Annotated in this window: 15 protein-coding genes, 1 pseudogene and 1 riboswitch; of the genes and pseudogenes, 3 read left to right on the forward strand and 13 right to left on the reverse strand. The window is 48.7% G+C overall.

What is annotated here, in order from left to right; genetic code table 11:
* Positions 1-37: 37 nt before the first annotated feature.
* On the reverse strand, positions 38-376 hold the full coding sequence (locus DXA57_RS05075; protein WP_117765264.1) for a metal-sensing transcriptional repressor: 339 nt from the start codon (positions 374-376) through the stop codon (positions 38-40).
* A gap of 181 nt (positions 377-557) precedes the next feature.
* Here DXA57_RS05075 and DXA57_RS05080 point away from each other — a divergent pair, with 181 nt between their 5' ends.
* Positions 558-1,349, forward strand: coding sequence for a 4'-phosphopantetheinyl transferase family protein (locus DXA57_RS05080; RefSeq protein WP_117765266.1), 792 nt, complete (start codon positions 558-560; stop codon positions 1,347-1,349).
* A 12-nt stretch (positions 1,350-1,361) separates the two neighbouring features.
* Here the strand turns inward: DXA57_RS05080 and DXA57_RS05085 are convergent, their stop codons facing one another.
* The 6 genes from DXA57_RS05085 to DXA57_RS05110 all read right to left on the reverse strand — a co-directional run bounded on the left by DXA57_RS05085 (position 1,362) and on the right by DXA57_RS05110 (position 7,793).
* Complete coding sequence (locus tag DXA57_RS05085) at positions 1,362-2,258, reverse strand: hypothetical protein (RefSeq protein WP_117765268.1); 897 nt, start codon at positions 2,256-2,258, stop codon at positions 1,362-1,364.
* A gap of 78 nt (positions 2,259-2,336) precedes the next feature.
* Positions 2,337-3,143 carry a hypothetical protein gene (locus tag DXA57_RS05090; protein ID WP_117765270.1) on the reverse strand — a complete coding sequence of 269 codons (807 nt, stop codon included), beginning with the start codon at positions 3,141-3,143 and terminating at the stop codon, positions 2,337-2,339.
* A 163-nt stretch (positions 3,144-3,306) separates the two neighbouring features.
* Positions 3,307-4,920, reverse strand: a complete 1,614-nt coding sequence (locus DXA57_RS05095) for an ABC transporter substrate-binding protein (RefSeq protein ID WP_117765272.1) — start codon at positions 4,918-4,920, stop codon at positions 3,307-3,309.
* The gene (locus DXA57_RS05100; protein ID WP_117765274.1) at positions 4,917-5,780 is read right to left on the reverse strand and encodes a carbohydrate ABC transporter permease; all 864 of its coding nucleotides are present in this window, start codon (positions 5,778-5,780) and stop codon (positions 4,917-4,919) included. The genes DXA57_RS05095 and DXA57_RS05100 overlap by 4 nt, the downstream gene beginning before the upstream one ends.
* 10 nt (positions 5,781-5,790) lie before the next feature.
* On the reverse strand, positions 5,791-6,687 hold the full coding sequence (locus DXA57_RS05105) for a carbohydrate ABC transporter permease (RefSeq protein WP_117765276.1): 897 nt from the start codon (positions 6,685-6,687) through the stop codon (positions 5,791-5,793).
* 14 nt (positions 6,688-6,701) lie between these two features.
* On the reverse strand, positions 6,702-7,793 hold the full coding sequence (locus DXA57_RS05110; RefSeq protein ID WP_117765278.1) for an ABC transporter ATP-binding protein: 1,092 nt from the start codon (positions 7,791-7,793) through the stop codon (positions 6,702-6,704).
* Positions 7,794-8,186: 393 nt separating this feature from the next.
* On the opposite strand from DXA57_RS05110, the gene ilvB reads away from it, so the two are divergent.
* Positions 8,187-9,905, forward strand: coding sequence for a biosynthetic-type acetolactate synthase large subunit (gene ilvB / locus DXA57_RS05115; RefSeq protein WP_117765280.1), 1,719 nt, complete (start codon positions 8,187-8,189; stop codon positions 9,903-9,905).
* A 13-nt stretch (positions 9,906-9,918) separates the two neighbouring features.
* Positions 9,919-10,428, forward strand: a complete 510-nt coding sequence (ilvN, locus tag DXA57_RS05120; protein ID WP_117765282.1) for an acetolactate synthase small subunit — start codon at positions 9,919-9,921, stop codon at positions 10,426-10,428.
* An 89-nt stretch (positions 10,429-10,517) separates the two neighbouring features.
* On the opposite strand, the gene cytX is transcribed toward ilvN, so the two are convergent.
* The 6 genes and pseudogenes from cytX to DXA57_RS17790 all read right to left on the reverse strand — a co-directional run.
* Entirely contained in the window at positions 10,518-11,690 is a 1,173-nt protein-coding gene (gene cytX, locus DXA57_RS05125; protein ID WP_117765284.1) for a putative hydroxymethylpyrimidine transporter CytX, read from the reverse strand.
* A 3-nt stretch (positions 11,691-11,693) separates the two neighbouring features.
* The gene (thiD, locus tag DXA57_RS05130) at positions 11,694-12,503 is read right to left on the reverse strand and encodes a bifunctional hydroxymethylpyrimidine kinase/phosphomethylpyrimidine kinase (RefSeq protein ID WP_117765286.1); all 810 of its coding nucleotides are present in this window, start codon (positions 12,501-12,503) and stop codon (positions 11,694-11,696) included.
* 95 nt (positions 12,504-12,598) lie between these two features.
* On the reverse strand, positions 12,599-13,243 hold the full coding sequence (thiE, locus tag DXA57_RS05135) for a thiamine phosphate synthase (RefSeq protein WP_117765288.1): 645 nt from the start codon (positions 13,241-13,243) through the stop codon (positions 12,599-12,601).
* Positions 13,230-14,051: a hydroxyethylthiazole kinase gene (gene thiM, locus DXA57_RS05140; protein ID WP_117765290.1), complete on the reverse strand. Its 822-nt coding sequence runs from the start codon at positions 14,049-14,051 to the stop codon at positions 13,230-13,232. The genes thiE and thiM overlap by 14 nt, the downstream gene beginning before the upstream one ends.
* A gap of 117 nt (positions 14,052-14,168) precedes the next feature.
* A riboswitch (TPP riboswitch) is annotated at positions 14,169-14,278 on the reverse strand.
* A gap of 121 nt (positions 14,279-14,399) precedes the next feature.
* Positions 14,400-15,884, reverse strand: coding sequence for a glycoside hydrolase family 32 protein (locus DXA57_RS05145; RefSeq protein WP_117765292.1), 1,485 nt, complete (start codon positions 15,882-15,884; stop codon positions 14,400-14,402).
* 25 nt (positions 15,885-15,909) lie between these two features.
* A pseudogene (locus DXA57_RS17790) lies at positions 15,910-16,086 on the reverse strand (ABC transporter substrate-binding protein); the annotation flags it as partial.
* Positions 16,087-16,203: the final 117 nt, after the last annotated feature.

The raw sequence follows: 16,203 nt of genomic DNA on the forward strand, positions 1-16,203 counted from the left end.
CATCCTGCCACTCTGCTGCAAAACCCCTTCACAGGAATCACTTCATCAGCTTCTGTAAGGTCATCACCAGCTCATCGATGACTTCATCATTCCCTTCCCGGATGTTGTCCGCCACACAGGTTCGGATATGATCTGCCAGAAGTACCTTGTTAAAGCTGTTCAACGCCGCATTGACTGCGGCCACCTGAGTGAGAATATCGGTGCAGTAAGCATTTTTCTCCAGCATATTCTGGATCCCGCGCACCTGCCCCTCGATCCGTTTCAGCCGGTTCATCAGATCTCTGTACTCTTTATCGGTCCGCACCTTTGTTTTCCCACCGGTCAGTTCACAACAACAGCAGTGTTCTTTTCTTTCCGTCTGTTTTTCTTCTGTCATTTTTTCTCCTCCCTGATACCCCTCACCGGTATTTTTCGTTTGCATTATATACCCTATATGGGTATTTTGTCAAGCTGGAAACATGAAAATTTTTCTGTACTCCGGCAGTTGATGGAACTTTCCTCCCATGGTATGATGTCCCTGTTACCACCTTTTATCTTCGACAGAAACGGAGTTTTTTATGAATTTACCTACGATATCCCCTTCTCTTCCCGCCTCTGCATCCACTCAGCCGCTTCTTCGCTGTTGTCTGACCTCTGTTCAGCCGCTTTTGGATGAAAAGTTATATGAAAAAGCATTTTCTTTTCTTCCCGCTGACGGATGCTGGGCACTTCGAAAAAAGAAGCTTCTCCGGCTTCAGAAACCGGAGGATCGCGCACTTACCCTCGCCGCCGGTCTGCTGGCCCGTCTGGCCTTTCTGAAAATGGATGTGAACTTTTCGCTCCTTTCCATTGAGAAAAACGGAAAACCGGCAATCCTGGACAAGCGGCATTTTTTCAATCTTTCGCACAGCGGCAGTTATGCAGCCTGCGTTTACGGCACGTATCCCTGCGGCATCGACATCCAGAAACACACGCCTGACCGTTTTCATGTAGCAGAACGCTGCTTTACCCCTCTGGAACAAAAAAAGATCCGTGAAGAAGGAGCGCAATGCTTCACACGGATCTGGACTGTAAAAGAAAGTTATCTGAAATATACCGGTCAGGGAATCCGGATCCCATTAAATTCCATTGAGGTCCTCCCCGGAAGGCTGCAGCAGAAAACCGATGAAAATCCGGCTTCCCGGGAAATCCTGTCCGAAGCGGAAACGCAGATTTTTTCTGCCGAAAGCTCTTCGTCTCCGGAACGCTCTCCCTTGCCGGTTTTTGTCCGGGAATTTGCCTTAAACGACTACTGGCTCGCACTCACTTCCCCGGTGAGGACCGGACAGCCTCCCGTTCTGCTTTCCATCGAAGAGCTGCTATCCATCTGAGCATCCCCCTTGTCAAAACAGATCCAGCATGTTATCCAGATAGATCTTTTCCCGTACATGCAGCTGATATTCCGGTCTGGTCATATAGTAAAGCAGAAATTCCAGGATCAAAGCACTGCCAAGCCCCCGGCCTTCGATCTTAAAATTGGAAAATCCCCTGGGCAGATACCGCGTCTGGATCTCTTCTATGCCGATAAAGCCCGGATTTTCCATCGCTTTGGAAAAACGGTATCCAGCTCCTGCATCCGGAGCCGTGCAGACATGCTCTGTACCGCCTTCTCCGAGATTTTTCCGGCTGACTGCTTCGTAGCAGGCTTTTCTGTCTTTACAGCCAAACCAGCAGCACTCATTACAGAGAAATTCCACTTTCTCTTTCTGCTGTCCGTTCAGCTGATCGAACAGTTCCTGCTTTTTATTCAGCCGGAAATCCGGCACCACATAGCGAAACGCTTCTCTGTCCAGTTCCTTCTGAAGCTGCCGGAAATCCGTCAGGACCTTCGTCGTGGAAGAAACAAAATAAAGATCCGGAAACCTCTTTTTCAGATACGCCAGCAAGAGATCAGAAGAAACGATCACTCCGTTCTGTAAAACGCCGCCTTTTTCTGCCAATGCACACAGGGCATTGCATTTCTTATCCGCCAGGTGTTCCTCCCGCAGCAGCGAATTGCTGAAGGTCAGTCTGGCTGAGATCCCGTATTCTCTCATAAGCGCCAGCACCTCCCGCGGCTCTGCCTCTCCGAAGGAAGTCCTTCCCCCACCCCAGATACAGTCAGCGGGAGCCCCGTAGATGGAGCCGATCTCACACCAATCGTAAAAATATTCCCGGTGTTCACGGAACAAAGGCAAAAGCAGGCGGTACAGCTCATAAAATTCAAACAGTCCCGGCAGATGATAATAGGCTTTTCTCATAATGCTTTCTCCTTGTCATGAAAAAAGAGCATAAAAATCCTCCGGCCTTTAAGCCGGAGGAACAGATATCAGATTTGATCACTCTGCTGCTGTTACAGAAGTGATGTGCGGGTTTACGCCCTCATACCAGTACAGGAAACCTTCCATGTCGATCTTGTCACCGATCTGGAGTGCTTCTACTGCCTTGTATACATCAGAATCTTTATCGCAGAGATAAGACTCAACGGTAAAGGTGTAGGTCTCGCCGTTAGAGGAAACGTTGAAATACAGGTCGTCTCCCTGGCTTCCGGAACCGTCATAATTGTACAGGAACGGAACATCGTTTCCGTCTGCATCCTGGCCTGCTGCCTCAACGGTCATATCTTTGAAAGAAACAAACTCATTCTGATGGTCGATGAGCTCATCTTTTCCGAGAAGCTCTGTGACATCGAGCGGTTTTGCAATGTAAGAGCCTTCCTCAACCTCAAAGGACTCTACATCAGAGATCTCGATCTCGCCGGACCACTCTGCTTTGTATCCGGTCACTTTGATCTTGGTTCCCGGAACCAGCTCTTTATACTGCTCCTCTGTACAGGGCATATTGTAAATGAAGTAAGCGCCATCCTTATCCTGGGTATAAAGAGTTGCCTTGTCCTCCCACCAGGACTGTTTTGCCTGAACATAGGTCTCAACAACAACCTCAGCATCGGTCTCTGCAGCCAGATACTCGTCGTGGGTCATAACGCCCTCGCCTTTTACATCGGTCTCTGCCTCGGTCTCACTCTCTGCTGCTTCGCTGACAGTCTCAGTCTCTGCTGCTGTCTCTGTGCTCTCTTCAGCCATTGCACAGCCCGGAACTGCCAGAGCCATGGAAAGTGCCATCATTAACACCAGTCTTTTTTTCATAAGTTTCTCCTTTCCGTCCGTTTGGCGAACGCGGAGGCGCCCTTCTCGGGTGTCTCTGTTATTTTAAAAATAAACTGCTCAAGGCCGGCCGTTTCCGTCCGGTCCTTTTCGTACAGCGTTTTGAAAACGCTGTACTAGTATTATACCTGATTTCTTTTTTAAATCAATGGTTTTCCTTCTGATATTTTCTTTTTTTCACCAGTTCCGCAAGAAGATACAAAAGAATCACCCCCCAGATCACTCCGAGAACCGTAAGAAGCACCACGGAAGTCTTTGGAAGCGGTCCCAGTTCCTTTTTCCCGCTGCTGCCGTCCGCCTGGATCTGATCCAGATGGCAGAGCGAGGTCACATCACTGTAAAGCTTCTCGATAAAAGCATCATCGATCTCTTTCTTTCGCCGCACTGATTTTGTCACATTTTCAATGAGCTGTCCCGCCGCATCACGAAGAGAAGCAGAGCCATTGAAAACAGCCGTGACAAAGGTATCCTCCGCATGATCGAGGAGAAGCTTTGAGGCCTGGAGCTTCACGGAATAATACGTGTTATTGTCTTCTCCCTCTCTGGAAAGATATTCCTGATATTCCTCTGAATCCTGTGCCTTTGACGTGACCGGAACATAGCCCTCCGTCTCCGAATAGGCGATCTGTACTTCATCGCTCAGAAGATACTGTGCAAAAAGCCAGGAAGCCAGGACTTCCTGCGGATCCTTTTTATTGAATACACAGACGGAAGGACCCTGGGAGATCATTTTCGGGTGCTCCGGATCAAACTGGGGGATCATCCGTACTTCTGTTTCAAAATCCTGCAAAGAGTCGCTGCTGATATCGACCAGCGGCGCATTGCTTCCCATCCAGGTAGCTCCCGCTGTAGAGTCAATGGCAAACACACACTGGCCTGCATTGAGGAAATTGGCCGGATAACCGGAGATCTTGAACGTGGAAAACGCTCCCGACTCCGTATGCTCTGCGATCTGAAAGAGCAGTTCCTTTGTCGTATCATTGAAAAGACCGATCTCTCCGTCTGCAGAAGAATACGGTGCCCCTTTCTGTGCCAGCATCTCGATCATCATATTGTCCGTGGACTTATCGATAAAGGGGATCATGACATCCTGTCCGTTCAACGCATAGGTTCCATCCGCATTTTTCTTTGTTGCCGCTTCGGATACTTCCCAGATAAAATCCCAGGTCAGCGTATCCGGCAGTGTATAACCCAACTTTTCCACATACGTTTTATTCACATAACAGGCCTCTGTGGAACGCATAAAAGGAAGGGCATAATAATGGCCGTCGATGCTGCATTCAGAAAGGAACTGCGGAATGATTTCTTCCTTAGCAGGAGAATCGAAAGCCAGGCTACTCCCTCCAAGACCATAATTCTCATCGGTCAGCAGTTCATCCAACGGCACCACCGTGTCCTTTCCGGTCAGATATGTGGCAATGTGATCCGGATAGGTGATACAGACATTTGGTGTTGTATCCGTGGCAATGTTGGTGATAACATCATTATAAATCTTTCCGTAGTCTGTATACAGCTTCAGATTTACTGTGATGTTTGGATACATGGCTTCAAAATCGGCAATCGCCTTTTTATAAATGTCTGTCTGCGTCTTATTGGTATCGTTTTTGGCCCAGAAGGTGATTTCATGATTTTTCGCTGTATCAAAAGTATCCGGGATTACAAAGTTCTTCTCTTCCTTCGCTCCGTGGCAGCCGGTCAGAGAAAGCATGCCGGATAAAACCAGTCCGGCTGCCAGATATTTTTTCCATCTGCTTTTCATCCTTTTGTCCCTCCTCTTGATACCCCTTCCATGATCCGGCTCCGGAAGATCAGGAACAGAACGATCAACGGCAGGGAAATGACAACTACAGCTGCCATCATGGCCGGTATGTTCTCCCGGCCAAAGCCGTTTTCCCGGATCTCCTGAATACCATTGGATACCAGATAAAGATTGGGGTCATCGGTGATCAACCGCGGCCACACATAGGAATTCCAGCACTCAATGACCTTCAGGATCACAATGGTCACCATGGTAGGCTTGCAGATCGGGATCATGACCTTGCAGAGGAATTTCAGATCCGAAGTTCCGTCCACCTTCGCCGCCCGGTAAAGTTCATCCGGCACCTGCTCGAAATTTTCCTTCAGAAGATAAATATAAAAAACAGAGGTTACCGATGGAAGAATGAGTCCTGTGAAGGTGTTTCTGAGATCCAGGTTTGTGATGGTCACAAAATTGGTGATGACTACCAGCTCCGCCGGGATCATCATCAGGGAAAGAAAGAGGGTAAATACCAGATTTTTTCCTGGAAAACTCAGACGTGCAAACGCATAAGCCGCCAACGTGATGACCAGCATCATAACAGCTGTCGTTACCACTGTGAAAAACAGGGTATTGATGAGATATTTTGCCAGGGGCACTGCCGTAAATGCGGCCGTATAGTTTTCAAGTGTCGGTGACGTCGTAAAAAATGCGGGAATGTGCTCCGCATTATAACTGCCATAGCTTTTTACCGAAGTCAGAAGCATCCAGTAAAAAGGAAACAGGACAATGAGCGCCCAGACCGTCAGAAAAAGGTAAATGACTCCTTTTCCGAAGATCTGACGTCTTTTTTCCGACCTCTCTATTTTTTCATAATCCATTTCTCTGTCCTCATTTGCTATAGTGAACGTGTTTCCGGCTGACCAGCAGGTTGATGCAGGTAATGGTCAGAACGATGACAAATAAAATGATCGCCGCTGCGGAAGCATAGGAGGGATATCCGCCGCTGTCTCCGTAAAGCATATCGTATACATAACCTACAATGGTGTTCATGCCTGCTGCGTTCAGATTGGTTCCAAAAAGTGCCACCGCATCGCTGTAGGCCTTGAAGGCTCCGATAAAACCGGTGATCACCAGGTAAAATACCGTCGGCGAGATCATGGGAAGGGTGATCTTATAAAAGATCCGGAACCGGGAAGTCCCGTCTACCCTGGCCGCGTTGTAATACGTCTGATTGACCGATGCCAGCGCACTGGTGAGGATCAGGATCTTAAAAGGCATGACCACCCAGATCGTATATACACAAAGCACCAGCATCTTTGCCCAGTATGGACCATCGATGAAATCCACGGATCCTCCTCCGAAGAAGTTCAGCACCAGATTGATCAGACCATCGGTATATGCCGTCTTTTTAAAGAGGATCATAAACACCAGACCGATCGCCAGCGTGTTCGTCACATACGGCAGAAAATACACCGTCTGATAAAGCTTTCTCAACGGCTTCACAGAGCTTAAGGCCACAGAGATCAGCAATGCCAGAAGTGTGGAGACTGGCACGGTGACTGCAACCAGAAGCAGCGTGTTTTTCAATGCCTGCAGAAAATACGGATCGTGAAGTACATAGGAATAGTTGTACATACCCGTTCCATAATACGTCTGGGAAGCGGAGTTATATCCTTCCTCAAAAGAATACACAAACACATCAATGAGTGGATATACCAGAAAGGCTCCCAGAAAAAGCAGTGCCGGCAGCAGATACAGCCAGCCCTTAAAGTTTCTATTTTCCATGGTTTTTCCTCCTGTCAGATCCGGATCCGTTCTTCGCTGCTGCCGTCAAAAACAAAAACCTTGGCCGGCTTTACCGCAAAACGGACCGTTTCAGAGGCGGTATCCACCTTTGTCTCCGTACTGATGATGGAACGGATCGTGGGATTTAAGGAAGCCTCATGCGTGGATACGATCGAAATATCTCTTCCCATGACCTCCACACCTCCCAGACGGCAGATGAGAGGACCGTCTTCCTTCAGCACGAAGCCTTCCGGACGGATCCCCACGAAAACCGCTCTGTCTTTCTGTCCCGGTGCATCCAGAAGAACCGCATCACCGATACAGAGCTTTTCATTTCTGATCTCTCCTTTCCACACATTAATGGGCGGTGTTCCAAGGAATTTTGCTACAAAAAGATTGACCGGGTCATCATAGACCTCCTGCGGTTTTCCGATCTGTTGGACAACGCCTGCTTTCATCACAACGATACGGTCCGAGATACTCATGGCCTCTTCCTGATCGTGTGTGACAAAAACGGTGGTGATCTTCGTGGCCCGCTGGATCTTCCGGATCTCTTCCCTGGTCTGAAGCCGCAATCTGGCATCCAGATTGGAAAGCGGCTCGTCCAGAAGAAGGACATGCGGAAGCTTTACCAGTGCCCGTGCGATCGCCACACGCTGCTGCTGGCCTCCGGACAGTTCTCCCGGTTTCCGGTCCATCAGTTCCCGGATCTGTACCAGTGCCGCTGCATCCATGGCTCTTTTTTCCATCTCAGCCTTGGAAAGCTTCTCTTTCCCCTTCAGGTTCTGCAATGGAAAGATGATGTTCTGTCTCACCGTCAGATGCGGGTAAAGCGCATAGTTCTGAAAAACCATGCCAACTCCCCTTTTTTCCGGAGGCAGCGTGGTCACATCCTTGTCTCCAAAAAGGATCCTGCCGCTGGTAGGCTTTTCCAGACCACAGATCATGTTCAGCGTGGTACTCTTTCCGCAGCCGGACGGTCCCAGAAGACCGATGAGCTCTCCATCCGGTATTTCAAAATTAAAATCCTTCACTGCCGTTACCCGGCTGCTGTTCCTCCCGCGGCCAGGGAAGCTTTTTGTCAGCTCCTGCAACTGAATCTTCATATTTCTCTTTCCTCTTATCTTTCTACTGATCTGTAATGATTATCCATAACAGTTTCATTCTAGTACAATCCGTGACAAATAACAACCTGTTTCCTTGTCACAATCCCATTCATTCTAAAATGAAATGTAACTATTCAGGACGTTCAGCCCAACAGGCCACAGACACGCGCATTGCATGCGCTATCGCTGCATTCGCAGCTTCTGTCTGAGGCTAATGGGCATTCCGCCCATTCCAAAATGAAAATTCATCCTATTACAAACAAGTTTGCATAGTCTGATTTTTCATTTTGCTGATGTTCTGAACTGTTACAATGAAATTTCCGGTTGACTTTTCCTGTTTTCCCCCGTATCATCGTTTTAACGCTATACAGCGAAAGTAAGGAGGGAAATTGTTTGAGACAGATTTCAGGAAACAAACTTCTGGTAAAGGCCTTGAAGGAGGAAGGGGTGGATACCCTTTTCGGCTATCCGGGCGCCTGTACCATTGATATCAGCGATGAACTTTACAAACAGAGCGGGATCGACATCATCCTTCCCCGCCACGAGCAGGCTCTGGTGCACGAGGCTGACGCCTACGCCAGGACCACAGGAAAAGTCGGCGTCTGTCTGGTGACCAGCGGCCCGGGAGCCACCAACCTGGTGACAGGTCTTGCCACCGCAAACTATGACAGCGTGCCTCTCGTGTGCTTCACCGGTCAGGTAGCCAGACACCTCATCGGAAACGACGCTTTCCAGGAGGTCGATATCGTTGGCATTACCCGAAGCATCACCAAATACGGTGTCACCGTACGAAACCGCGAAGATCTGGGCCGTATCATCAAAGAGGCCTTTTACATTGCCCGTACCGGCCGGCCGGGTCCCGTCCTCATAGATCTTCCCAAGGATGTCATGGCAGAACTCGGCAGTGCGGAATACCCGAAAACCGTCAACATCCGCGGCTACAAACCCAGCACCGGCGTCCACATGGGGCAGCTTAAAAAAGCCTTGAAAATGCTCCAGAAAGCAAAAAAACCTCTCTTTCTGGCAGGCGGCGGTATCAACATCTCCCATGCCAATGAGATTTTTAAACAAGTGGTCGAAAAGACCCAGGTTCCTGTAGTCACTACCATCATGGGTAGAGGCGCCATCTCCACAGAGCATCCTCTTTTCATCGGAAATATCGGCATGCACGGAGCTTATGCCGCCAATATGGCTGTCAATGACTGTGATCTGCTTTTCTCCATCGGCACCCGCTTCAATGACCGGATCACCGGAAAGCTTCACGCCTTTGCCCCGCATGCAGAGATCATCCATATCGACATCGATACGGCCTCCATCTCCAGAAACATCCATGTAGACGTCCCCATCGTTGCCGATGCAAAGGAAGCCATCACAAAAATGGCAGACTATGTGGAACCCTGCAGTACCGACAAATGGCTCACTCAGATCCAGTCCTGGAAAGCCGAGCATCCTCTGACTATGAAAAAACGTCAGCTCATGAGTCCTCTCGACATCATAAACGAGATCAACCGTCAGTACGACAAAGCGATCCTCGTAACGGATGTCGGTCAGCACCAGATGCTGGTCTCCCAGTATGCGGCTATCACGGAGAAGAAAAAAATCATCATGTCCGGCGGCCTTGGCACCATGGGCTACGGCCTTCCCGGAGCCATCGGCGCCAAAATCGGCAATCCGGATACCCCGGTCATCATGGTTTCCGGTGACGGCGGCATGCAGATGAACATTCAGGAGCTGGCTACCGCTGTTCTGGAGGAGCTTCCCATCGTCTGCTGCATTTTCAACAACACCTATCTCGGCATGGTCCGTCAGTGGCAGAAGCTTTTCTACGGAAAACGCTATTCCATGACCAACCTCCGCTCCGGCGCTCTCTCCCGGCGTACCGACGGCCAGGAATATCCGGAATACACGCCGGATTTCATCAGACTGGCAGAAAGCTACGGAGCCAAAGGCATCCGGGTGACAAAGACCGAAGAGATCGCCGCAGCCTTTGAGGAAGCAAAGAAGAACACCAGAAAACCGACCATCATCGAATTTATCATCGATCCGGAAGAAATGGTCTATCCCATGATCAAACCAGGCGGAACACTGGCCGATATGATCATGGACTGCTAAAGGAGGCACGATTATGGAAAAAGAACTGCAGAAACGATGGATCTCCCTCTATGTGGAAAATGAGGTGGGTGTCCTCTCCAAGATTTCCGGCCTTTTTTCCGGAAAATCCTATAACCTGGACAGCCTCACCGTTGGAACCACCGAAGATCCTACCGTCTCCCGTATGACCATCGGTACCTTCAGCGATGATGAGACCTTTGAACAGATCAAAAAACAGTTGAACCGTATGGTGGAGGTGATCCGTGTTCTGGACTTCACCAATGTATCCGTCCATATGAAGGAAATCCTCTATATCAAAGTCATGGACTGCTCACCGGAAGACAAAACGGAACTCTTCCAGATCGCAGAAACCTTCAAAGCCCAGGTCATCGACTACGGCAAAGACAGTCTCCTTCTGGAATTTTTCCAGACTGCCGGAAAAAATGACTCTGTCGTCCGCCTGATGAAAAAAGAATTCCACCACATTGAAGTGGTCCGCGGCGGAAGCGTTGCCATCGAATCCATCAGCATCAGCGACCGGTAAAACACAGTAGATACAAAAAGCAGGGCGCCGCAGCATCCTTTTTACAGGATTCTGCAGCGCCCTGTTTCTGTTTTTTTGATCCAGGTTCTTTATGCGTTCTTTTTGTCCTTCACTGCATGGACTGCCAAACAGATGAGAATGGTCAGAACCATATCCGGCAAGGTATTTCCCAGAATGAAATCCACATGCATCAGAATCCGGTAAAGGATAAAGCCAATGAGCCAGATCACCAGATTCCACCAGTCGAAAGCCCTTTCTTCCTTTTTCTTTTTCAGGAGGAAGAAATCAGCGATCTGCACAGCGATCATGGGAGCGAAGACGGAACCAATGAGATAGAGGAAATCCGTAATGTCATCCATGGGATACAGAATAGCTCCCGCCGTACCGATGACCGTCACAGCAACGGCGGCATATTTTCCCTTGAGCTTTGCCACAATGGACTCTCCGGAGATTCCGGCGGAATAAGCATCCAGGAAGGTAGTGGTGACAGTGGAAAATACCACGATGAGAAGACCCGCGATGCCAAGTCCCGCTTTCATGAGGATCTGGGCGATATCACTCTCACCGGTAAAAATGGAAGCCCCCATCCCGATGAGGTACATGAAACAGCTCACGATACCGTATACCACAGCGCTGACAGCTGTCGCTTTCACCGGCTCTTTTGCTTCTCTCGTATAGTCGCTGATCAGCGGCAGCCAGGAAAGAGGCATAGCAACAGCCAGTTCCACTGCTGCACCGAAGGTCAGCGAATCGTCGGCGGTATCCGCCATGGGATTTCCGCTGAAGAAAATGATCTTGCTTAAGATCAGTGTCAGGATGAAAAGGGCTGCCATGGCAATGGTGTTGACCTTGCCCAGATTGGTGATGCCAATAAGGATCCAGACAATGATCAGGACGCCGATGACCAGACACCATACCCAGTGACCGGTGGAAAAGATCCCGTTGGCTGCCAGAGAACCGTCATAGATCATAATGGCCGTCCATCCCACCAGCTGTAGTACATTTAAAACAGCAAACAACTGGCCGCCGTGGATACCAAAACTGTCTTTGACGGTCTCCATGGCACTTTTTCCCATTTTTCCGCCAATCACTCCGGCCAGAAACAGCATGATGCAGCCGATGACATGGCCGATGAGAATGGCCGCCAGGCCTTTTCCAAAGCCCAGGGAAGAAAAATACGTACCTGTCAGGATCTCTGCGATGGACACGCCGGCGCCAAACCAGATCAGGCCGTTTTCAAAAAGCGAGGTTTTCTTTTTCATGAATCAGACCTCCGCTTCTTTTGTATAAGTATTATCGATGGCAAAACCATGATCCATAGGACCGCTGCCTTTTCCCAGATCCAGCATGGCCGCCAGGGCTCCGGAAATGTAATCCTTGGCCCGTTCTACCGATTCTTCCAGGGAAAAGCCTTTTGCCAGATTGGAGGCAATGGCAGAAGAAAGAGTGCAGCCGGTGCCGTGCGTGTTGGGATTGCTGATGCGTTTTCCATGAAACCAGCGATAGGTTCCATCTGCATAAAGAAGGTCATTGGCATCGTTGAGCTGATGCCCTCCTTTGCAGAGGACCGCACAGTGATATTCTTCGGAGATGCGTTTTGCCGCCTCGATCATATCCTCTGTGGTTTTGACCTCCATACCAGTGAGGACTTCCGCCTCCGGAATGTTCGGCGTCAGGATACAGGACAGCGGAAAAAGCTCTTTTTTCAGAGTCTCCACAGCCTCTTCACTGATAAGCCTTGCACCGCTGGTGGCTACCATGACGGGATCCACCACGATGTTTTTCGCCTCATACCGACGGAGCTTTTCCGCAATGGTATGGATGAGGCTGCTCTCGGAAACCATGCCGATCTTCACTGCGTCAGGATAAATATCTGTGAAAATGGCGTCCAGTTCCTGGCCTAAAAATTCCGGGGTTGCGTTTAAAATAGAAGTTACGCCGGTCGTGTTCTGTGCAGTCAGGGCTGTGATGGCGCTCATGGCATATACGCCGTTTGCCATCATAGTCTTGATATCTGCCTGGATGCCGGCGCCTCCGCTGGAATCGCTTCCAGCGATCGTTACTGCTGTTCTCATTTTGGTTTCTCCTTTTCAGTAAACGTTTTATTAAGCGGTCCGAAGTGGTGCCCCCGACGGGCCGCCTGCAGTTTTTCTGTTTTTCTGCTGAACAGTTACTTTTTCTTAAGTATTTCCTCTGTAGCTGCTTTCAGCTCTTCCGAAGCTTTTCGGATCTCTTTTTGTCCATAGATTGCGCTGATCACGGCAATGCCGCAGATTCCGCTGCCGGCAAGCTCCTTCACATTTTCCTTCGTGATGCCGCCGATGGCGATAACCGGAATAGAAACTGCCTCACAGATAGCTTTCAGCGTCTCAAAAGGAACCTCTGTGGCATCATCCTTGGAACTTGTCGGAAAAACGGCCCCCACACCGAGGTAATCTGCTCCGTGCTTTTCTGCCAGGACAGCCTGCTCCACCGTCTGGGCAGAAACGCCGATGATCTTGTCCGGTCCCAGTTTTGCGCGGACATCTCCAGCTTCCATATCGCTCTGTCCCACATGGACGCCATCTGCGTCCATCTCAATGGCAAGCTCCACATTATCATTGATAACAAAGGGAACATGATACTCACTGCAGAGTTCCTTCAGATCTTTGGCTTCCTGAAGAAAATGCTCCTCATCCAGCTGTTTTTCCCGGAGCTGAACGAAGGTCACACCGCCGTCCAGGCTCTCCTTTACCACCTCATGCAGAGTGCGGCCGTTCAGCCAGTGCCGGTCTGTCACCGCATAAAGCAGAAGATCTTTCTTATCGCACCTCATACTTTGCTCCCTTCTCCAGCGTCTCACCGTCCATGTTATAGATGGCATCGATAATCCGGTTCCGGTAAGTGGAGTTTCCGTCCCCCTCTGTCATACGGCTCCAGCCGATCTCTCCTGCCAGGCCCATCATGCAGACAGCGGCTGCGGCTGCTTCCAGCCGGTTATCCGGGTTTGCTGCCACAAAAGCAGTCATCATTCCGGACAGCTGACAGCCGGTTCCGGTGATCTGCCCCATCTCCGGGCGACCGTTACGGATCACATAGCATTTTTCCCCGTCACTTACCAGATCGATAGCTCCGGTAACTGCCACGATGGTACCGCTCTCTTTTGCAAAATTCTTCACGAAACGGATGGAATCATCCAGGTTCTCGTCCGTCACTTTATCTGCCACATCAGCGTCCACACCCTTCGTGGTGCCGCTTCCAAGCGCCAGAGTCTTGATCTCGGAAATATTTCCGCGGATCACCGTCAGCTTCAGCTCCTTCATCAGCTTCACTGCCGTATTGGTGCGAAGGGCAGAAGCACCTGCTCCCACCGGATCCAGAAGAACGGGATGCCCCAGCTCATTGGACTTCTTTCCTGCCTTCAACATGGCTTCGATGCTGGTCTTGTGCAGGGTTCCGATATTGATGTTCAAAGCACTGCAGATGGAAGTGATATCCGTCACATCCTCCGGCTCATCGGACATGATCGGGCTTCCGCCACAGGCCAGGAGTACATTGGCCACATCATTAACGGTGACATAGTTGGTGATGTTATGTACCAGGGGTACGGTTTTTCTTACATTTTCACAACAGATTTTCAACATAATCGGTTACTCCTTTTTCATTCCGGCCAGTTTTCCCCTCCCTGACCATTTTCTGACAACCTGAAAAGCAAAACGGATATGCCCGCAACAGACATATCCGCTTTATGATTTTTCCATCACAAAAAACTGCGTCTATCCCTCCGTTGGCATTATCCAAATCAGGTTCCGGGTCAAGACGATACAGTCTACTCTCAGCCTGCTTCTTGCAAGCTCCCCTTGTCGTTCTGTATTATACCCCTATGGCATGGAAAATGCAACTGACAAACGAAAAACAGATCCTTTCGTTCTGCAAGCAAAACAATTCTTGCATTTTTGTTTCTCATGCCATAAACAAAGGCAACCTGTTTTCTAAATAAGCTCATATTTCACTACATCGATTTTAGCTGCGCCATCAGCAAAGAATGAAATTCCTTTTGCCGCCTGTTCTGTAAATATAACAACAGACATAACCTGCCGGCCATCATTAATAAATATTTCTGCGCTGAATCTATCCAAAATCACACGAAGCTTTAATTCATTGACATCTCCATTTACCAGACATCTTCTCTGATGAACCAACGCCCGTTCGCTTCCCGAAAATTTTCTGTCAATTTTCAGTACTGACTCATCCGGACGGAAACTCAATTCTGTATGAAACTTCTCATTCTCTGCAAAGCGTAATGCAAATTTTTTATAGACATTTTCCTTATCTTCCGGACGTATCACAAGTTCCATATCTACGGTCCGTCCTTCGATTTTATCTAATGTGACCGTATCATTGTTTATTACTACATCGTTGTACTCAACTCTGTCATTACGCATTGCATCGAATTCTTTGATCGGAGTTTGATAAAGTCTTCCGTTTTTTACAGACAATTCTCTCGGCAGACTCATTTGTGCAAACCACTTTGAGTCGTTACAACGATGAGCAAGCGTATCCCAGTTCTGCATCCAGCCGATCATAATTCTCCGGCCATCCGGCGTTTCCAGCGTCTGCATTGCATAAAAATCAATTCCATAATCCACAGACTGCGTAAACTGCTCTTTTAAGGTATTGGTATCTTTGTCTATTTCTCCTATGATACATAAAGCGCCATTTCCATTATGATATTCCAGACCTTCCGGCAGCATATCCTGAGGACTGGTCAAAAGAACCTGTTTTCCATCCAGTTCAAAGAAATCCGGACATTCCCACATCTTTCCAAAACGTTTCTTGTTTTCTGCAAGGATACTGACAAATTCCCAGTCAAATCCGTTCTTACTTCTGTAAAGAAGGATCTGTCCACTTCCGTCTGCCGGTCTGCTTCCGATAACACAATAGAAGCTCCCGTCTTTTCCTTTCCAGATCTTTGGATCACGAAAATCCAATTTACTTGCACCTTCCGGAAGATCTTTTGCTGTCAGCACCGGATTCTTCTCATATTTCTTATAATCCTTTCCATCTCCGACAGCCACTGCCTGTGTCTGGATGTCCCTCACAGTTCCATCGTCCATAGTCTCCTGACACACCGCAGTATAAATGAGCAGTTGTCTGCCATCCTCCAACTCTATCGCACTTCCCGAAAAACATCCGATCTTATCATAATCTTCATCCGGTGCCAGAGCTGCCGGAAGATATTCCCAGTGAAGCAGATCTTTACTGACCACATGTCCCCAATGCATACTGTTCCAGTGTGTATCGTATGGATAATACTGATAAAAAAGATGGTACTCTCCCTGATAGCAGGAAAAGCCATTCGGATCATTCATCCATCCAACATATGGGCTCACATGAAAAGCCGGTCTGTCTTCTGCTTTTATCTGCTTTCCTTGTTCTTCTTCATATTTTCTGGCCTTTTCTAACATCTCACTCATGCAAATTCTCCTGTTGTTCGTATCGTTATTTTTCTTCACTCAATGACTTCTGATACTGATCAAAGTATTTCTGTTTGATGGAAAGATACTCCGAAAGTCCATACTGTTCCATTTTCTCTAGATAGGAATCCCACTCTTTTTCGATTCCTCCATTCAGGATCCAGTCTGCTTTCTTCTGTTCTGCATATTTTTTAACAAATGTAGTAAGAATTCTCCAACCTCTTCAGGTGGTGAGATGAATTGCACATCTGAGCATATCTGCTCAAAAAAGTCCTTATAGTACAAAAGAAACACTTGTTCTTTATCCCCTGGTATAGTA

It is taken from the genome of Blautia sp. OF03-15BH (assembly GCF_003463065.1).
Taxonomy (GTDB): Bacteria; Bacillota; Clostridia; order Lachnospirales; family Lachnospiraceae; genus Limivivens.